Below are 17,663 nucleotides of genomic sequence, written 5' to 3'. Positions count from 1 at the left end.
CGTCACTGCCTCTGGCCAATGGCGGCCATTGGCAACAGCTAGAGCGGTGACCAACCCAAGCCTAAACGCTATTTGTTGAGTTTTTTGCGCCGCTGTTCGGCCCGCTTGATGGCGGATAGTTTTTCGGGCCGCTTCATCGACTTCCAGTGGCGGATCTCTTCAATACTGCGCCCACAGCCAGTGCACATGCCTCCTTTCAACTGGCAAGCCGAGATGCAGGGACTGTCGATTTTCTTGGCCATCAGTGCCTCGCGGCACGGGAGCGCAACCGGCGCTGCCAGTCGCCACCGTGAGTGTGCTGGCACGACTGCTCACTATCGAAATCGATATGCTGGCTAACGCTGTCGACTGCCACGCCCGCATCAACCAGGGCATTGGCCGTAAGGTCATGAAGGCGCTGCTTGTCGCCTCCTTTCAGCGCTGAAGCCAGGTGTGCATCAGTATCAAATACCCAGATAACGACAAGGCTTGCGGGGAAGTTCTGATAGTCAACGCAGTGGGTCAGCCAGACAAACCCAACCACCTCCGCTTTGGCCTGTTCGCAGGCATCGGTCAGCGCAGCAATTAGCTGGCGCTCCAGTTTGCCGCGTTCCCGTTTGGCAATCATGAGTGTTCCTGCTCGTTCGTGTGTGTAGAGAAGTAATCCGAACCGCTGGCCGACTGCCGGGAGACACCCGGCAACGCCTGCATCCCCGTGCCAAGCACCAGTCCGTTGCCATTCCCAACAGCTCGCCAAGCGCCTTGACGATCACCGCGTGGCATTTGCCAACCGGGCTCGGTACTGCCACACCAGCACCATCACGGGCACCAGCGCGACAGGCATCAACAGCAGGTTTAGCATTGCCCAGCCCAGGCTGCTGACCAATGGCCCCGCCATCAGAGCAGTGGTAGCGGCGGTGCCAAACACCAGAAACTCGTTGGCGGCCTGAGTACGGGCTTTATCCACCGGCCGGTAGCTTTCGGTGAGCAGCCCGGTGGCGGGCAGGAACGTAAAGTTCCACCCCAGGCCCAGCAGCATCAGCGCCACGTTGAAACCGGCGAGACTGATACCCAACTGAGCGACCAGTGCGCTTGCCACCAATAGCAGGCAGCCTACCACGATGATCCGTTTGGCACCGAAGCGAGTGGCCAAGTGACCCGTAAAGAACGAAGGCAAGAACATGGCCACCACGTGCCACTGAATGGTCATCGAGACGTGGTTGAAATCGTGCCCCGCTCCCGCCATGGCGAGCGGCGTTGCGGTCATGGCCAGATTCATCACGCCGTAACCGACCATCGCCGCGCTCACCGCCACAATAAACCCGGGCTGGCGGACTATCCTGCCCATCGGCAAGGCGGTGCCTTCACCGTGGGTGCGCGAAGAGGGCGGTAATTGCGTCAGGATCAGCACCACCAACGCCAGGGCGTAGATGGCAGCCAGACCGGCAAAGCTGCCCAGAAACGGCACCTCACCCAGTTCCCGGCTGACTCTTGCCAGCCACGGCCCGGCAAACGCGGCCAGGACACCGCCGCCCATCACCAAGCCAATCGCCCGATCACGCAGGTGCGCAGGCGCCGCCTCCACGGCGGCAAAGCGATACAGCTGACCAAAGCCAATGCCGATGCCGATCAACCAGGTCGCCAGCAGGAACAGCCCAAAACGTTCGCTCATCAACGCCTGAACGGCCACCAGCGCGCCCACCAATCCCACTATGTTGCCCAGCATGAACCCGCGCTTGCGGCCCAGCCTGGCCATGATCAGCGAGGCGGGAATGGTGGCGCACATCAATCCCAGCCACTGGGTGGCAACCGGTGCAGTGGACAATGACGCGCTGGGCGCCAGAGAGGCCCCGATCAACGGCGAAACGGCAATCAGCAGGACATTACCGGTGACCAGCAGCGCCTGGCAGAGCGATAACAGAGTGACGGTTAAAGGCATGAGTGATGCTCCAGGGTGGAATCCGCATGGGAAGACGCAAAGCGTTGGCGATAGACGGAGGGGGATACCCCGTAGTAGCGCTGGAACTGTCGGCGCAGCTGCTCGGCACCGCCCAGCCGCCAGCGCGCTGCTAACCGCTCCAACGCGACGGGCTGATGCGTGTCGAGTAAGGCAAGGCGAGCTTGTTCGAGCCGCAACTGCGTCAGATAAGCGCCCGGTGTGGTGTTCAGATACCGCCTGAACAACCGCGACAGATGGCGCGGCGTAACGGCCATGAAAGCCGCCATTTGATCCACGGCATGTTCGCCAGCGGGGTCGGCATGCAAGTGGTCAAGCAGGCGGCGCAGCGGGCCCGCGGATTGCTGGCCGCGCAGTATCTCGCTGAACTGGGATTGCCCGCCAGGGCGATGCAAGAACACCACCAGCTCGCGGGCCACGCGCCCGGCAAGCTCGGCGCCGTGATCGGCTTCCAACAACGAGAGTGCCAGATCGATCCCCGCCGTTACGCCAGCACTGGTGTAGCGTCCGCCGCTTTCAACGTAGAGTGCGTCCGGTGCTACCTTGAGTGACGGGTAGGCGTTGGCCAGCGCGTCGGCGTATCGCCAATGGGTGGTCACGCGCAGGCCGTCCAGAAGCCCAGCCGCCGCCAGCAAAAAAGCGCCACTGCAGATAGATCCCAGGCGTCGCACCTGCGGGGCGAGCGCGCGCAGCGTCGCCAGCATCTCGGGCGTCTCGCATTGACGGGCCACGCCGCTGCCGCCCGCCACCAGCAGGGTATCCAGCGGCGGTAACGCTGCCAGCTGGTCGAGGGAATGACTGGCATCAAGCGCCAAACCGCCATTGGTCATCAACTTGCCAGGCACATCGGCAGCAAGCGTCAATTGATAGAGCGGACGTTGGCTCAGTTCATTAGCCGTGGCAAATACCTGCCAGGGGCCGCTCACATCGAGCAGTTGGCAGTCGGGATAAGCGATTAGCGCAATATGGCGTGACACGGTGGTTCTCCCTTCAGCAGATAGAAGAGAGTGTCACCGTTTGGCAGAATGTCGGCAAGGACGATTACCCCACCGATTAAGACATTGGCCGATTAGCCCGTTTGGCTGACGGGCGCGCCTTCCATCCGGCGCACGCTGGACACAAAGTCGCTGAAGCGCTCGCCCTGGATCAATACGTGATAGCTGAGCGCCTGCTGGGCACGTACCGCATCGCCGCATTCGATGGCATCGAAAATAGCCTGGTGCTCGCTGAGCGAGTTGTGCACGCGCTGGCGAACCTGCAGTTGCAACCGTCGATACGGCTTCAGGCGCTGCTTGAGCTGGCGTGCCTCGCTGGCGAGAAAGGTGTTGTGGCTCGCCGTGTAGATACAGTCGTGAAAACCTTCGTTCTCGTAGTAATACTCATCGGTGTCCCCCGCCAGCGCTGCCGCTTCGCAGCGTTGATGCGCCTCACGCAGGGCAGACAACTCCTGATCGGTAATGCGCCGTGCGGCCAGCCGACCGCACATACCCTCCAGCTCGGCCATGACCTCAAACATCTCGATCAGTTGGTCGATGCCTACCCTGGCAACGAAGGTGCCCTTTTTGGGGGAGACCGTCACCAAACCACTGGCCACCAGTTGCTGAATCGCCTCTCGAACCGGGGTGCGTGAGACGTTGAACTCCGCCCCCAGGGTTTCCGGATCAAGCCGCTCGCCGGGCGAACGGCGTCCGTTAATGATGTCGTCTTCCAGTGAATCCTTGAGCCGCTGGGCGTTGGAGCGTTTCGAGCCTGGCATGCGTCACCCCCTTTATTGGCAGCGCTAAATTGTACATAAAGAATATGTCATAAAGTTGACATTAGCATACGTAGCGCCTATTGATGTATATATCAGCTCGGCTGATGAATACATAAAAGCCAATCCAAGACCACAACAACAACCGTTGGAGACGCCACATGCAACGTAACCACCTAGTCACTGCCGCCGCTTTAGGACTGGCAATCGCCGCTTCGCACGCCTCAGCCAATACCGTACTGCGCGCATCCCACCAGTTTCCTGGTGGCCAGGGCGATGTGCGCGACGAAATGGTCCAGATGATGGCCGAGGAAGTGGCCAACGCTGACGTCGGCCTTGAAATAGAAGTCTATCCTGGCCAATCACTGTTCAAGGCGCGCGAGCAATGGGGCGCGCTGGCGCGGGGACGGCTGGATATCACCTCACTGCCGCTCGACTATGCCAGCGGCCGTCACCCGGAGTTTTCCGCCACGCTGATGCCCGGGCTGGTGCGCAACCACGAGCACGCCCAGCGTCTTAATGATTCGGAATACATGGACATGATCAAGGATGTCATTCAGGAAGGCGGTGCGCGCGTGCTGGCCGATGCCTGGCTGTCCGGCGGCTTTGCCTCCAGCGAGCAGTGCATCACCTCGCCCGACACCGTGGACGGTCAGGTTTTCCGTGCAGCGGGGCCGGCATTTGAAGAAATGCTCGAGGCCGCCGGGGCGTCCATCGCCTCAATGCCGTCATCGGAAATCTACACCGCCATGCAAACCGGCGTACTCGACGCCGCCAACACCTCTTCCATGTCGTTTGTGTCCTATCGTCTTTACGAACAGGTCGAGTGCCTGACCGAGCCCGGCGATTTTGCCCTCTGGTTCATGTACGAACCCATCCTGATCTCCGAGCAAGTCTGGCAGGACCTCAACGATGAGCAGCAGGCGGCGTTGATGGACGCTGGCGAAAAAGCCGAGGCGTTCTTTGCCGAAGAGGCCGCCGCCATTGACCAGCAGATGGTCGACGTCTACGAGGAAAACGGCGTTGAGGTCGTCAAGATGACCGAAGAGGATTACAACGCCTGGCTCGAGATCGCCCGTGAAACCTCGTATAAAAACTTCGCCGAAAACGTCCCTAACGGCCAAGCCATCATCGATGCGGCGCTAGCCGTCGAATAAGTCACTCAGCATTCAACCTGTCCGACCATCCTGCGGGATGGTCGGCATGATTGACGACTTGCCCGATCTGATGACCCCGCTTGATGACACCGCTTGATGAGGGACGTATGGCAACAACAACGCACACTCCGGCAACACGCAGCGGCCTGATAGGTGGCTACATCCGGACAATGGACCAGCTTTCTCGCTTTTCAGCCTACATCGCCTGCGCCCTGTTTATCGCCGGGGTGCTGGCCATCTGTCACATGGTGTTCACGCGCTACGTGCTCGGCTGGAGCACCAGTTGGCAAACCGAATTTACGATTTTTTCCGTGACTGGGGCGATGCTGATGGGCAGCCCCTATGTACTCATGACCGGAGGCCACGTGGCCATCACCATCTTACCCGATGCCATTGGCGGCCTGGGCCGCAAGATCATGCTTACCATCGCCTCGCTGTTTGGCTTCGCGTTCTGCGCCGCGCTTGCCTACGCCAGTTGGGTCTACCTCTTCGAAGCGCTCCACGGCGAATGGACAACCGGCTCGGTGTGGAACCCACCGCTTTGGCCGGCGCTGCTTCCTGTGGCGGTCGGTACGACCTTGCTGGCGTTACAGTACGTCGCCGACATTCTGCGCGGGGAGGGCTGACCATGGATCCGATTACGCTGGGTATTATCGTGGCCGTGGGCCTGATCGTGCTGATGGCCATCGGCACGCCGATTGCCTTTGCCCTGGGCGGTGTCTCGCTGATGGCGCTGCTCTATGACCGCGGCCTGCCCGAACTGACTTACTTCGGGGAAACGTTTTTCGACCGTATTGCCGAATTCGGCTTTGTGGCGATCCCCATGTTCATTCTGATGGGCGCGGCCGTGGCGTCCTCGCCCACCGGGCGCGATCTGTATCGCTCGCTGGATTTGTGGATGGGACGGCTACCGGCGGGGCTTGCGGTATCCAATATTGGTGCTTGCTCGATTTTTGCCGCGCTGTCCGGCTCCTCCCCCGCCACCTGTGCGGCCATCGGCAAGATGGGTATTCCTGAAATGCGCACGCGAGGCTACCCCGACGGCGTCGCCGCCGGCTGTATTGCCGCTGGTGGCACGCTGGGGATACTGATTCCGCCTTCCGTGACCATGATTATCTACGGCATTTCCACCGAAACCTCCATCGGCCGTCTGTTTATCGCCGGCGTTGTGCCGGGCTTCATGCTGGCTGGGCTGTTCATGATCTGGACGATCATCGCCTGCAAGCTGGCGGGCGGCTACGCCAATCCTCTGGCGGCCTCCGCGGAAAAGCTCAAGAACACCGTCCAGCAGAATGTCGACAGCAACATGAAAGCCGTGGTGCGTGTCCTGCCCTTCCTCGGGGTGGTGGCCGGTATTCTGTTCGCACTGTACGGCGGCGTCGCGACACCGTCCGAAGCGGCGGGCGTCGGCGCCTTCCTGTGTCTGATGCTGGCTATCCTGATCTACCGCATGTGGCAGATCGGTCCGATCAAGCTGATCATGCGCGACTCCCTGCGCGAAAGCGTGATGATCATGCTGGTTATCGCCTGCGCCGAGGTGTTCGCCTATGCGCTGTCGTCGATGTTCATTACTCAGACCGTCGCCGCAGCAATCGCCGACCTGGAGGTCAATCGCTGGGTGCTGATGGGGGTCATCAACGTCTTCCTGCTGGTCGCGGGTTTCTTCCTGCCGCCAGTGGCCGTGATCGTGATGACCGCGCCGATTTTGCTGCCGATCATCCTGGCGGCAAACTTCGATCCTTACTGGTTCGCGGTGGTACTCACCATCAACCTGGAAATCGGCCTTATCACCCCGCCGGTCGGGCTCAACCTGTTCATCATCAAGGGCATTGCACCGGATATCTCGCTGCGCGACATCCTGATGGGCAGCCTGCCGTATGCGCTGTGCATGGTGCTGGCCATTCTATTGCTGTGCCTGTTCCCCGGCCTAGCTCTATGGCTGCCCAACCTGATCATGGGCTGAAAGGAGTACGATCATGAACATGATGTTTCTTCAGGAACTGTTCAACAACATTACCCAGCGCGACGCACTGTTGCGGCGGCGTCAGTCTGTCGCCTCCGCGGTGGACCATACGCATCTGGTCAAGGCCTGCCAGGCGCTACTAGAGAGCGACGGCGAAGCCTCCAGCATTGCCCTGGCCAGCCGCGCCCTGGCGATCTACCGGCGCCTTTCCGAAGAAGAAAAGCAGCGTTTCTTCAAACGCCTCGCCGAGGACTTCGCCGCCGAGCCCGAGCAGATTGACAGCGCCTACGAAGCCTACCGCGACGCGCGGGACAACCGCTCCCTGCAGACGCTGTTCGAAGCCTGCGAGCCGCTTCGCCAGGAGCTTTTCCGGCGGCTCAACTTCGCCAGCGACGGCACCTACGAACTGGTCAACATGCGTCGGGATTTATTGGGTATGCTGCGCGATCAGCCCGACCTTGCGCCCATCGACGACGACTTTGCGCACCTGTTCGGCTCCTGGTTCAACCGCGGCTTTTTGATGCTCAAGCGCATCGACTGGAACACGCCCGCATCGATTCTCGAGAAAATCATTCGTTACGAAGCGGTACACGAAATTCAGGATTGGGACGACTTGCGGCGCCGCCTGGACGCCCGTGATCGCCGATGCTTTGCGTTCTTTCACCCTGCCATCGGCGATGAACCGCTCATCTTTGTAGAAGTCGCCCTTCATAAAGGTCTGCCAAGCCGCATTCAGCCCATCCTTTCCGGGCAGGATGGCGTGGATGACCCCGACGATGCCGACAGTGCCGCCTTCTTTGGCATCAGCAACTGCCAAACCGGCTTGCGTGGTATTTCGTTTGGTAACTTCCTGATCAAGCAGGTGGTACAGGAGCTTTCCCAGGAGCTTCCCCAGTTGAAGTACTTCGTGACGCTTTCACCGGTACCCGGGTTTGCTCAATGGCTCAGCGAACAGCGCCAAAACGACCACTGGCCGTCCAGCGTCCGTGACACCCTGGCAGAGCTCGATACGCCGGGATGGCATCAGGATACACAGCGTCAGGAACGTCTCAAAGCAACGCTACAACCGCTCGCTGCCCACTATCTGGCCGACGAAAAAAACCGCCATGGTTTGCCCCTAAACCCCGTTGCCCGCTTTCACCTGGGCAATGGCGCCAAGCTTCAGCGTATCAACTGGCTTGGCGATATTTCCGAAAAAGGCCTAAAGCAGGCCGCCGGCCTGATGGTCAACTACCTCTATGTGCTCGACGACATCGAGCGTAACCACGAAAACTATACCGCCAAGGGCACCATTGCCTGCTCGAGCGACGTGCGCGACCTCGCCAAGCGGGCGCGCAAGCTGGCCAAGGGAGAACCTGCCAAATGAACCACAATCTGTTTGCCACCTTTGCCACTCAGATGCGCAAGCGCGGGGACGCCGACTTTATCACCACCCGCGAAGGCCGCCGCTATTCCTACGCCGATGCGCTGAGCCAAAGCGCCCGCCTTGCCGGCGCTCTGACCGCTCTTGGCGTACGCCAGGGGGATCGTGTGGCGGTCCAGGTGGACAAAAGCCCCGAAGCCATTTTGCTATACCTTGCCTGCCTGCGGATGGGCGGTGTCTATTTGCCCCTCAACACCGGTTACACCGGCGATGAAATTCGCTATTTTCTGAGCGATGCCGAGCCCGCGCTGTTTGTCTGTCGGCCTGCCGACGTCGACGAGGCACGCCGCATTGCCACCGACACCGGATGCCCGGCGGTTGTCACTCTGGGCAGCGCAGCCGATGGTAGCCTGATGGACGAAGCGGCGAGCGCCGCCCCCCATGATGAAATCGCCGAGCTGGATATTCGCGACCTGGCGGCGATTCTATACACCTCGGGCACCACCGGGCGCTCCAAGGGGGCCATGCTGACCCACCAGAACCTGGCCTCCAATGCCGAAACCCTGGCCAAGGCCTGGCACTTCAGCGCCGAGGATCGCCTGATCCACGCGCTGCCGATTTTTCATACCCACGGGCTGTTTGTGGCGTGCAACGTCACCCTGATGGCCGGTGCCAGCATGCTGTTTCTGCCCAAGTTTGACGCCGACGTAATTTTCGAGGAGCTGCCCCGAGGCAGCGTCATGATGGGCGTGCCGACCTTCTATACCCGCCTTGTGCAGGACGCTCGCCTGACCCCGGAGGTCACGGCCAATATGCGCCTGTTCGTGTCGGGCTCGGCCCCGCTGACCGCCGAAACCCACGAGGCCTTCGAGGCCAAGACCGGGCATGCCATTCTCGAACGCTACGGCATGACCGAAACCAACATGAACATCTCTAACCCCTACCATGGTGCGCGCCGCGCGGGCACCGTGGGTAGGCCGCTGCCCGGCGTGGAAATACGCATCACCGACAGGGAAACCGGCGATGAGGTCGCCCCCGGCGAGATCGGCATGCTGCAGATTCGTGGGCCCAACGTGTTCATCGGCTACTGGCGAATGCCGGAAAAAACTCGCGAGGAGTTGCTTGAAGACGGCTTTTTCATTACCGGCGATCTTGCCCAGGTGGACGAGCAGGGCTATGTGCATATCGTTGGACGGGATAAAGACCTGGTGATTTCGGGTGGCTACAACGTCTATCCCAAGGAAATAGAACAGGTCATCGACGAACTGGAAGGGGTATCCGAGTCTGCGGTGATTGGCCTGCCCCACCCGGACTTTGGCGAAGGCGTCACCGCCGCCGTGGTCACCCAGCCGGGGGCGGACCTCGACGAAGCCACCATCCTAGACCACCTGCAGGGAAAACTTGCCAAGTATAAGCAGCCCAAGCGCGTGTTCTTCATCGATACCTTGCCGCGCAACACCATGGGCAAGGTGCAAAAGAACGAGCTACGCAAACGCTTCCACGATACTTACCAGTCAGCTTGACGCAGTAAAGCAAACGCCCCGCTCCCTGCAAGGCACAGGAAACGGGGCGTTTGTCGGTTGGTCGAATCGTCGTGGCGCGCTTAACCGGCGAACGAGGCGTACATGATGATGACCAGCAGCACCAGTACGATACCGGCAGGCACCGCCCCTTTCCACGGGGTGAGGTCAACATCGCCAGAGTGCTCCTGGACCCAGTCGGTCTCGCGCGGACGTAGCTTGCCAATCACCAGCATCACCGCCACCAGCAGCACGAATACCGCCGCGACAAAGTGGAACTCATGCATGACGGCGGGTAGCTTGTCGAAGGGTGGCACGAAATAGCCCGCGGCGATCAGCAAACAGCCACCTACCAAGCCAATTTTCGCCGCCATCGGCGGTACACGCTTGGTCAAAAGCCCCACCAGCACCACCGCCAGGATAGGAATGAAGTAGATGGCGTTCATCTTCTGCAAGTAGCCGAACAGGCTTTCCTGACCTGCCAATAAGGGCGCAATGGTCATGGTGGTAATGGCCATGATCCAACCAAACACCTTGCCCGACTTCACCACCTGCTCCTCTGTGGCGTCTTTCTTGAGGACTTGCTTGTAGATACCCAAGCTGAAGATGGTCGTCGTGCTGTTCAGCGCGGAGTTGAACGACGACAGGATCGCCCCGACCATCACCGCGGCAAAGAAACCGGTGAGGTACGGCGGCAGCACGTTAAACACCAGATGGCCGTAAGCTTCATCGGCGCGAATGCCATCATCGGCGTACAGGTGGTAGGCAATGATCCCTGGCAGTACCAGATAAATTGGGCCCAGCAGCTTGAAGAAACCCGTCAGCAGGACACCCTTCTGGCCTTCCGCCAGGTTTTTAGCGGCAAAGGTCCGCTGGATGATCTGCTGGTTGGTCGTCCAGTAGAACAGGTTGATCAGGAAGACACCGGTGAAAAGCGTGAAGAACGGCACCTGTTGATCACTACCGCCGATCGAATTGAGCTTGTCAGGATTGCTGGTTTTCAGTGTATTCCAGCCTTCCATGATGCCTTCACCACCGCTGACGGCTTGCAGGCCGAAGTAGACGATCACAAAGCCACCGATCAACAGACCAACGCCGTTAAGAGTGTCGGATACCGCGACCGTGCGTAACCCGCCGAACAGCGCATAGATGGCGCCCACAATCCCTACGACCCATACCGTCAGCCAGAGTAGCGTGGTCGGTGATTCGATACCCGTCAGCGCGGGCAGGTCGAGCATGCCCTGCAGCCCTATCGCACCCGAGTAGAGAATAATCGGCAGCAAAATCACCGCGTAGGCAATCAGGAAGATCACGTTGGCGATCAGTTGCGTGCCTTTATCAAAGCGGATCAGCAATAGTTGGGGCAACGTCGCAATACCGCTTTTTAAAAAGCGCGGCAGGAAGAACAGCGCCAGCGCCACCAGGGCAATGACTGCCACCACTTCCCAGGCCATTACGCTCAGGCCATCGCTGAAGGCTGAGCCGTTCAGCCCCACCATCTGCTCGGTGGACAGATTGGTCATCAACAGCGACCCGGCAATCAAGGGAAACGTCAGCGTCCGCCCTGCCAGGAAATAGCCGCTGGTGCTGCTGTGATCATCCCGTCGCGTAATGCGCCAGGTAATAAAGGCCACTAAACAAGTGAAGAATAGAAATGACGCCAGGGTGAGGGCATGCATAAGAACATCCTTCGGGGCGGTCGCGCATGCTCGCGTGCTACACAAAACATCAGCGCAGTGGATTTAGGTAAATTTACCGAGTGGCGTTGGATTTTAGAACGGTGACTCGATTCTGCTATTCGTCTTTAGTCGCAATCAAGCGCCTAAAGAGGTGTTTTTCTAACAAAATTTTCTAAATATCAGACATTTGTACCCCACCTATCGACTGACTGCCCGTTGCCGCGTTTCACTACGTCGCTGGACGTTCACAGTGTTAGAGTGGCGCTATGGAATCGCTTTAACGCATCAAGAAACGCCAGCTATCTAACTTGGCCAAGATACAAGCCGCTGATGAAATGGCCGCTTCAGAGAGCGGAAGCTCACTGGAGGAACGCCTTGAATCGGCCGGTATCGGCGGCAGCCAGCAAGGGCGGCGACTTGCTGGCACGCCTGAAAGCCAAGAAACATGCCACGCAGTATTAACCTGCTGGTATAGCCCGCCCTGCCGGGTGGGCCTGTTCTAAAGGGGCTCGCAGTGCCTGTTCTATTACGTCTGTTCAAGGCGCTTCAGGCGTCTACGATCAATGTCAGTTGGATGTTTTTGTTGTTGATGGTCATCAGCCATGCGGCACTTTCATGGGCCTTTATGGCGATGAGCAGTGAAGCGGTAGCCGAGACTTTCGGAACATGGGTGTACTTTTACGTCACCACGGCGACAACGGTGGGCTATGGCGACTATAGTCCGGTAACGTCCAGCGGCCAGTGGGCCGCCGCCTTATGGGTGATTCCCGGCGGCATTATGCTGTTTGCCGCGTTTATCGGTAAAGCAACCGCTAATATCAGTTCAACATGGAGAATGCTGGTGCAGGGTAATGCTGATTACAGCCATCTTAACGGACATACCCTCGTCGTCGGTTGGCATGGCGAGCCAACAGCGCATATTATTCGCATCCTGCAGGCCGACACCAACCTCCCCGACGATATTGTGCTGTGCGTCGCCAAAGATATCGACAACCCATTGCCGGGCAGCATCAAGTTCGTCAAAGGCGATAGCTTTTCCGATACTGAACTGCTGGCACGAGCGGGCATTCAAGGAGCCAGCCGCATCATTATTTACGATGAGACCGATGAGCGCGTGGCCACCATTGCCTTATCGGTCTTCGATCAAAAGCCGGCTGGCTGCCACGTCGTCGCCCACTGCGATAACCCGGCAACGGCCAACATGTTGCGGCGTACCTTACCGGGTATTGAGTGTACTCAGGGGTTATCGATCGAAATGCTGGTCCGCTCCGCCACCGACGCAGGCATCAGCCGTGTGGTCAATGAGCTGCTCGCCATTGACCACGGCGCAACCCAGTTCCAGGGGTGCTTACCCAACACACTGCCAGCCGATCAAACAGCTCGCTACGGCGACCTGATGAGCCTGGCCAAATCAAGCGACAACATCACACTGTTAGGGGTGTGGCGCCCATCCATTGAGGCGCATCAAATGCTCAACCCTCCGGCTGATTTCGCGGTAGGCAAAGGCGACACTCTGTATTATATGGGTGACAAACGACTTACAGAGGCCGAGCTAACTCGCTTGTTTCAGTCTGCTGCGCAGGGGGCCGCCTGATGCTCAAGACGCTTAAGAGGTTATATCGCGCCACCACCGCTCCCTCTGCGCCACCTCCAGCACCGGGTTTGCCCAACGGTATGCCCCCAGCAGCGCTGGAAGGCTTGCGCCTCGATGGTCGCGTCAACATCCAACTGATTGACCTGTGCACCTACCCCGATGCCCTGTTTCACTGGGACAACGAGGCCTTTCATCATATCGCCGCTGTCGGGCATGTTGATCTCGGCCAAGGTGCCCACCTGGTGCGCTTTTACCTGGATAACGACACTTGGTTGCAAGCCAATATCGAGCAAGAGCAGGTAGTCGAATACAAACTGTTCGATTTCTATCGCGTCGCGCAGCTATCCCCTGTCGAGTTTGATACGCTGGTCAACGGCACTGACCCGCACACCAATCCAACAGGCGCGCAAACCGTTACGATTACCTCGACCGATACATCCGAACGTCGTTGTACTTACCAACGCGTGTGGGGTGATGACGCTCAAGAATGGTCGCCGCCGGCCGTATTCGAGGAACAGGTAGTCACCACTGACAGTATTAGCAGCCGCTACGTTACCCACCACGCCATGCTTTTTGAACGCGCTATCCAGGACGCTGAGCGCATGGAATACGCATTGGTCAGCGCCGAAAACGATGGCGACGGTGGTTTCATGGTGGTGTATAACGTCGGCGTTGACGTTGCCCCGATGGATATCGACGCCCTTTGACTTTTCTCAACCTTCACGAAGGAAACAACGTCCATGCTGCATTATCTGCAGGGTTTACCGTATTTTATTGCCTACCTGGTCGCGGCGATCATTTTGTTGGTCGCATTCATGTACTGCTATAGCCGCATCACGCCGCACCACGAATGGAAGCTGATTCGCGAGGGCAACGCGGCCGCCGCGACCGCCTACGGCGGCTCTATCCTGGGCTTTACCATCCCGCTGTACAGCGCCATGGCCAACTCCATCAGCTTTGTCGACTTCATTTTGTGGGGCGTGGTTGCGTTTATCGTCCAGTTGGCAACCTTCTTCGGCGTGAAGCTGTTCCTACGCAAGCAGGGAGAAAGCCTCTCGCAACATATTACCGAAGGCCACCAGGCTTACGGCATTTTAATGGCAAGCATCGCCGTGGCCGTTGGCTTGCTCAACGCCGCCTCGATGACGTGGTAAAAGGAAGCCGCTGACATGTCCAGATACGATCAAACACCGCATTTGCCGAGACGCAAACGCAGCGCACGCCTGTCACTCGCGATGATGGGCGCCAGCGCCTTTGGCCTGACTGCCTGCGGACAACCACCCCAGGAAGAACACATTACCGACATCGAGTTTGATGAGCCGCGCAGTTTCCAGAGCGTCGAGGATTGTGTCGCCGCAGATGTTTATACGCGCAATGCCTGCGAGGCTGCCTACGAGGCTTCGCTTGAGGACGTGCCGCGCTTTAACACCCTGGAAGAATGTGAGGCGGAACATGGCGAAGGCGCCTGTACCGAACCCACAGATGAGCAGTCACAGGCGGCAACCGGTAGCAGCGGCGGCAGCTGGTTCATGCCTGCCATGATGGGCTATATGGTCGGCAGCATGATGTCCAACACCAGCCGCGGGCGTTCGTTCGAGCGGGTTTATCAAGAGCCGGTGTACCGCAATCGCCAAAACCAGGGCAACTGGAACACCGCGTCAAGCCAGGCTACCCAACGGATCTCTCAGCGTAACGACGCCATGCGCAGTTCGGTGCGCGCGTCTTCACAGCGTAGTGGCTTTGGCTCGCGTTCATCCACACGGAGTGGCTGGGGCTCTTAACCGCCAGCAAAGCTCACCATGCTACGAATCGATATCCCTGAGCGGCAAAACTGGAAAGCCCTGGCCCACGAACTGGGCTTTCATTTCCATACCATTGAGGGCGAGCCTTACTGGAAGGAAAACGCCTACTACCAGTTCACCATGGAGCAGGTAGAGCGCGACATAGAGGCACCCACCGAGGCAATCCATGAGATGTGCATGGAGTTGGTCGACAAGGTCTGCCACTCCAATGCCTTGATGCAGCGTTTAGCGCTACCCGAGCACATGTGGGACAGCATCCATCACTCGTGGAGAGCCGGTCAGCCGCACCTTTACGGGCGTATGGATTTTGCCTATTCCGGCGATGGCCCGGCAAAGCTGCTGGAACTCAACTACGACACCCCGACCTCACTTTACGAAGCGGGCTTCTTCCAGTGGGTATGGCTCGAGCAAGCCATGGCACAGGGCATCCTGCCGCGTCACGCCGATCAATACAACTCGATACAGGAGCGGCTGATCAATGCCATGGCACATCTGGGCGACCGCCTCGAGGGCCGCACGCTATATTTCTCGTGCGTCAAGGATAACGCCGAAGAGCGTGCCACGGTGCACTACCTTCAGGATGTCGCGGTGCAGGCAGGCCTCAACGCCCCCTTTATCTACACCGAAGATATTGGCCAGCATCCGGCGGCCGATCACTTCGTCGACCTCGACGACCAGCCCATTCAGGCACTGTTCAAGCTGTATCCCTGGGAAGAAATGGCCGACGACGCTTTTGGTGAATTGATCCCCCAGTTAAACACTCACTGGTTTGAGCCGCCCTGGAAGGCGGTGTTATCCAACAAAGGTATCTTGCCGCTGCTGTGGGAACACTTCGAAGGACACCCCAACCTGTTACCGGCATTTTTCGAGAAAGCCAATAGCTCACCGCTACCCGCCGGCTGGGTGCGCAAGCCGTTTTTCTCGCGGGAAGGCAGCAACATCGAACTGATTACCCCTTCGGGCCAGCGCGAAGCGGTCGGTGGCCCCTATACCGATAGCCCCTGGATTCGGCAGGCGTATCACCCCATGCCACGCTTCGGTGATAATCACGCCCTGGTCGGCAGTTGGGTCGTCGGCGACCGTGCCTGCGGCATGGGCATTCGCGAAGACGTCGGGCACATCACCAAGGATTCTTCCTGCTTTGTGCCCCACGCCATTGTCTAACGGTTGATCATGCTTCAGCCCATCAGCCATAAACAGCTGACCGAATCACCCTGGGCGATATCGCGATGCGGCGGGATGACCGCCAGCGCATTGGCCTGAATACACGAGGACAGAACCGACGAGTTCTGATCATCAAACGCCTTGGCATGCGCACCTTGAGCATCAAACGTCAGGACCACGCGCATATAGTGCTGCCGAGGGCCAGTGGATGTTGAAAACTCTGCTCGCGCGGTGACACAAGGCAGCGCTGTCAGATCGGGGCAGCTTAATAGCGCGCCCATCAGCGGGCGTAAAAAAAGCCAGGCGCCGACAAAGCCGGAAACGGGATTACCGGGTAATCCGACAAAGTGCGCCTGCCCGCCTTCGCGTCGCGGCAAGTGCCCCAGCGCCAACGGCTTGCCCGGCCGAATGGCGAGCTTCCACATCGTGAGCTTACCCAGTGCCTCGAGCGAGGCTTTCACGTGATCCTCTTCGCCGACACTCACCCCGCCGGTGCTGACGACGACGTCGGCATCTTCCGCCGCCTGGGCGAGCAGCTCCCGAGTGCGTTCAGCATCGTCGGGCACGCTGACCTGGGTAACCACCTCAGCGCCAAAGGTTGTAAGCAACCGCGTGAGCATGGGGCGGTTTGAGTTATACAGCTGTCCCGGCTTGAGCGGCGTACCGGGGTCAACCACTTCATCGCCGGTAGACAACAGCGCTACCCGCGGCCGACGGCGAACGCCAACCTCTGTCACCCCCTGTCCGGCCAGGTGGCCTAGCGCTGCGGCCTCCAGGCACTGACCGGCGCTCAGCAGCACATCCCCCTGGCGCACATCGCGCCCCTTCAAACGCACATTGTCGCCAGCGGGGATATCCGCAGGGATCGTGGCAACATCGCCATCCACCTCGACGCGCTCCTGCATGACCACGCAGTCGGCCCCGGGGGGGATTTCACCGCCGGTAAAAATCCGCGCGCAGCTGCCCGGCGCCAGCGGCGTGGCAGGCGTGCCCGCCGCAATCCGCTGGCTGACCCACAGTCGCTGCCCGGCATCCCCCGCCCGCAGCGCGTAGCCGTCCATCGCGCTATTGGTATACGGCGGCACATCAAGCTGCGCGGTAACGTCTTCAGCCAGCACCCGCCCGGCCGCGTCGGGAAGCGCCACGCGCTCCGCCGTCATGGGCGTGACATCTGCCAGCAGCGCTGACAGGGCATCATCAATGGAGTGCAGCTCAGCCATGCTGGCCTCGCTCGGGGATCACCAGGTTGGCGAAGTTGCACGGCTTGTGGCGGCTGTCGAGCTGTTCGGCAAGAATGCCGTCCCAGCCGGTGCGACAGGCGCCGGTCGAACCCGGCAGGCAGAAGATCACCGTGGCGTTGGCCAGCCCGCCGAGACAGCGGCTTTGAATTGTGGAGCTGCCGATTTCCTCGCCGCTCAGCTGACGGAATCGCTCGCCAAAGCCTTCAATTGGTTTGTCGAGCAGCACCCGTACCGCCTCCGGCGTCGAATCGCGGCCGGTAAAGCCGGTGCCGCCGGTGGTGATCACGCCCTGCACCGCAGGGTCAGCAATCCATTGGGCCACCACGGCGCGAATGGTGTACACGTCGTCCGGCACGATACGCTTTTCTACCAGCTGGTGACCGGCCTGGGTCAGCCGTTCGACCAGGGCCTGGCCACTGCGATCGGTCTCATCGGTGCGCGTATCGGAAATCGTCAGTACCGCGATACGCAGCGGAATCATCGGCTCCATG

Annotated in this window: 18 protein-coding genes; 10 read left to right on the top strand and 8 right to left on the bottom strand. The window is 59.6% G+C overall.

The features are described from left to right. Nucleotides 1-68: 68 nt before the first annotated feature. The 5 genes from R3F64_RS06630 to R3F64_RS06610 form a co-directional block, all read right to left on the bottom strand. Nucleotides 69-242: a DUF1289 domain-containing protein gene (locus R3F64_RS06630; protein ID WP_085918968.1), complete on the bottom strand. Its 174-nt coding sequence runs from the start codon at nucleotides 240-242 to the stop codon at nucleotides 69-71. Then, nucleotides 242-607 (bottom strand): hypothetical protein, encoded by a 366-nt coding sequence (locus tag R3F64_RS06625; RefSeq protein ID WP_264824790.1) that lies wholly within the window; start codon nucleotides 605-607, stop codon nucleotides 242-244. Before R3F64_RS06625 ends, R3F64_RS06630 begins: the two co-directional genes overlap by 1 nt. 141 nt (nucleotides 608-748) lie before the next feature. After that, nucleotides 749-1,918, bottom strand: a complete 1,170-nt coding sequence (locus tag R3F64_RS06620; RefSeq protein ID WP_332610549.1) for an MFS transporter — start codon at nucleotides 1,916-1,918, stop codon at nucleotides 749-751. Beyond that, on the bottom strand, nucleotides 1,909-2,913 hold the full coding sequence (locus R3F64_RS06615; RefSeq protein WP_332610547.1) for a GlxA family transcriptional regulator: 1,005 nt from the start codon (nucleotides 2,911-2,913) through the stop codon (nucleotides 1,909-1,911). The genes R3F64_RS06620 and R3F64_RS06615 overlap by 10 nt, the downstream gene beginning before the upstream one ends. 92 nt (nucleotides 2,914-3,005) lie before the next feature. Beyond that, nucleotides 3,006-3,692 (bottom strand): GntR family transcriptional regulator, encoded by a 687-nt coding sequence (locus R3F64_RS06610; RefSeq protein ID WP_332610545.1) that lies wholly within the window; start codon nucleotides 3,690-3,692, stop codon nucleotides 3,006-3,008. A 158-nt stretch (nucleotides 3,693-3,850) separates the two neighbouring features. On the opposite strand from R3F64_RS06610, the gene dctP reads away from it, so the two are divergent. The 5 genes from dctP to R3F64_RS06585 all read left to right on the top strand — a co-directional run bounded on the left by dctP (nucleotide 3,851) and on the right by R3F64_RS06585 (nucleotide 9,695). Then, nucleotides 3,851-4,846 (top strand): TRAP transporter substrate-binding protein DctP, encoded by a 996-nt coding sequence (gene dctP, locus R3F64_RS06605; RefSeq protein ID WP_264824785.1) that lies wholly within the window; start codon nucleotides 3,851-3,853, stop codon nucleotides 4,844-4,846. A 107-nt stretch (nucleotides 4,847-4,953) separates the two neighbouring features. After that, a complete protein-coding gene (locus R3F64_RS06600; RefSeq protein WP_085918962.1) occupies nucleotides 4,954-5,472 on the top strand; it encodes a TRAP transporter small permease subunit in 519 nt (172 codons plus the stop codon). 2 nt (nucleotides 5,473-5,474) lie between these two features. Further along, a complete protein-coding gene (locus R3F64_RS06595; RefSeq protein ID WP_085918961.1) occupies nucleotides 5,475-6,809 on the top strand; it encodes a TRAP transporter large permease in 1,335 nt (444 codons plus the stop codon). Nucleotides 6,810-6,822: 13 nt separating this feature from the next. After that, nucleotides 6,823-8,175 (top strand): malonyl-CoA decarboxylase, encoded by a 1,353-nt coding sequence (locus tag R3F64_RS06590; protein WP_264824783.1) that lies wholly within the window; start codon nucleotides 6,823-6,825, stop codon nucleotides 8,173-8,175. Then, nucleotides 8,172-9,695 (top strand): malonate--CoA ligase, encoded by a 1,524-nt coding sequence (locus R3F64_RS06585; protein ID WP_332610542.1) that lies wholly within the window; start codon nucleotides 8,172-8,174, stop codon nucleotides 9,693-9,695. The genes R3F64_RS06590 and R3F64_RS06585 overlap by 4 nt, the downstream gene beginning before the upstream one ends. An 80-nt stretch (nucleotides 9,696-9,775) precedes the next feature. Here the strand turns inward: R3F64_RS06585 and R3F64_RS06580 are convergent, their stop codons facing one another. Next, on the bottom strand, nucleotides 9,776-11,371 hold the full coding sequence (locus tag R3F64_RS06580; RefSeq protein WP_085918958.1) for a solute:sodium symporter family transporter: 1,596 nt from the start codon (nucleotides 11,369-11,371) through the stop codon (nucleotides 9,776-9,778). A 514-nt stretch (nucleotides 11,372-11,885) separates the two neighbouring features. Between R3F64_RS06580 and R3F64_RS06575 the strand changes: the two genes are divergently transcribed. The 5 genes from R3F64_RS06575 to R3F64_RS06555 are packed head-to-tail and all read left to right on the top strand — an operon-like array spanning nucleotide 11,886 to nucleotide 15,931. Further along, complete coding sequence (locus R3F64_RS06575) at nucleotides 11,886-12,965, top strand: ion channel (protein ID WP_268901602.1); 1,080 nt, start codon at nucleotides 11,886-11,888, stop codon at nucleotides 12,963-12,965. Then, nucleotides 12,965-13,672 carry a DUF2491 family protein gene (locus tag R3F64_RS06570; RefSeq protein ID WP_085918956.1) on the top strand — a complete coding sequence of 236 codons (708 nt, stop codon included), beginning with the start codon at nucleotides 12,965-12,967 and terminating at the stop codon, nucleotides 13,670-13,672. The genes R3F64_RS06575 and R3F64_RS06570 overlap by 1 nt, the downstream gene beginning before the upstream one ends. A gap of 33 nt (nucleotides 13,673-13,705) precedes the next feature. Then, the gene (locus R3F64_RS06565; protein ID WP_085918955.1) at nucleotides 13,706-14,119 is read left to right on the top strand and encodes a DUF350 domain-containing protein; all 414 of its coding nucleotides are present in this window, start codon (nucleotides 13,706-13,708) and stop codon (nucleotides 14,117-14,119) included. Nucleotides 14,120-14,134: 15 nt separating this feature from the next. Further along, nucleotides 14,135-14,746, top strand: a complete 612-nt coding sequence (locus tag R3F64_RS06560; protein WP_085918954.1) for a DUF1190 domain-containing protein — start codon at nucleotides 14,135-14,137, stop codon at nucleotides 14,744-14,746. Nucleotides 14,747-14,764: 18 nt separating this feature from the next. Beyond that, nucleotides 14,765-15,931: a glutathionylspermidine synthase family protein gene (locus R3F64_RS06555; RefSeq protein WP_268901603.1), complete on the top strand. Its 1,167-nt coding sequence runs from the start codon at nucleotides 14,765-14,767 to the stop codon at nucleotides 15,929-15,931. Nucleotides 15,932-15,945: 14 nt separating this feature from the next. On the opposite strand, the gene R3F64_RS06550 is transcribed toward R3F64_RS06555, so the two are convergent. Together R3F64_RS06550 and moaB are read right to left on the bottom strand one after the other, a co-directional pair. Beyond that, nucleotides 15,946-17,151 (bottom strand): molybdopterin molybdotransferase MoeA, encoded by a 1,206-nt coding sequence (locus R3F64_RS06550; protein ID WP_264824780.1) that lies wholly within the window; start codon nucleotides 17,149-17,151, stop codon nucleotides 15,946-15,948. Continuing rightward, entirely contained in the window at nucleotides 17,144-17,662 is a 519-nt protein-coding gene (moaB, locus tag R3F64_RS06545) for a molybdenum cofactor biosynthesis protein B (RefSeq protein WP_085918951.1), read from the bottom strand. Before moaB ends, R3F64_RS06550 begins: the two co-directional genes overlap by 8 nt. Between the last annotated feature and the right edge of the window lies 1 nt (nucleotide 17,663).

The organism is Halomonas sp. 5021 (assembly GCF_036663435.1).
Taxonomy (GTDB): domain Bacteria; phylum Pseudomonadota; class Gammaproteobacteria; order Pseudomonadales; family Halomonadaceae; genus Vreelandella; species Vreelandella janggokensis.
The sequence above is the reverse complement of the archived record's forward strand: the minus strand, read 5'-3'. Positions and strand labels throughout refer to the sequence as shown.

Excerpts from the sequence above, each read along its gene's own strand:
- R3F64_RS06565 (WP_085918955.1), top strand. The coding sequence starts at position 13,706 with ATGCTGCATTATCTGCAGGGTTTACCGTATTTTATTGCCTACCTGGTC.
- R3F64_RS06590 (WP_264824783.1), top strand. The coding sequence starts at position 6,823 with ATGAACATGATGTTTCTTCAGGAACTGTTCAACAACATTACCCAGCGC.
- R3F64_RS06560 (WP_085918954.1), top strand. The coding sequence starts at position 14,135 with ATGTCCAGATACGATCAAACACCGCATTTGCCGAGACGCAAACGCAGC.
- R3F64_RS06550 (WP_264824780.1), bottom strand. The coding sequence starts at position 17,151 with ATGGCTGAGCTGCACTCCATTGATGATGCCCTGTCAGCGCTGCTGGCA.
- R3F64_RS06630 (WP_085918968.1), bottom strand. The coding sequence starts at position 242 with ATGGCCAAGAAAATCGACAGTCCCTGCATCTCGGCTTGCCAGTTGAAA.
- R3F64_RS06585 (WP_332610542.1), top strand. The coding sequence starts at position 8,172 with ATGAACCACAATCTGTTTGCCACCTTTGCCACTCAGATGCGCAAGCGC.
- R3F64_RS06600 (WP_085918962.1), top strand. The coding sequence starts at position 4,954 with ATGGCAACAACAACGCACACTCCGGCAACACGCAGCGGCCTGATAGGT.
- R3F64_RS06555 (WP_268901603.1), top strand. The coding sequence starts at position 14,765 with ATGCTACGAATCGATATCCCTGAGCGGCAAAACTGGAAAGCCCTGGCC.
- R3F64_RS06570 (WP_085918956.1), top strand. The coding sequence starts at position 12,965 with ATGCTCAAGACGCTTAAGAGGTTATATCGCGCCACCACCGCTCCCTCT.
- R3F64_RS06625 (WP_264824790.1), bottom strand. The coding sequence starts at position 607 with ATGATTGCCAAACGGGAACGCGGCAAACTGGAGCGCCAGCTAATTGCT.
- R3F64_RS06610 (WP_332610545.1), bottom strand. The coding sequence starts at position 3,692 with ATGCCAGGCTCGAAACGCTCCAACGCCCAGCGGCTCAAGGATTCACTG.
- R3F64_RS06580 (WP_085918958.1), bottom strand. The coding sequence starts at position 11,371 with ATGCATGCCCTCACCCTGGCGTCATTTCTATTCTTCACTTGTTTAGTG.
- R3F64_RS06620 (WP_332610549.1), bottom strand. The coding sequence starts at position 1,918 with ATGCCTTTAACCGTCACTCTGTTATCGCTCTGCCAGGCGCTGCTGGTC.
- R3F64_RS06595 (WP_085918961.1), top strand. The coding sequence starts at position 5,475 with ATGGATCCGATTACGCTGGGTATTATCGTGGCCGTGGGCCTGATCGTG.
- moaB (WP_085918951.1), bottom strand. The coding sequence starts at position 17,662 with ATGGAGCCGATGATTCCGCTGCGTATCGCGGTACTGACGATTTCCGAT.
- dctP (WP_264824785.1), top strand. The coding sequence starts at position 3,851 with ATGCAACGTAACCACCTAGTCACTGCCGCCGCTTTAGGACTGGCAATC.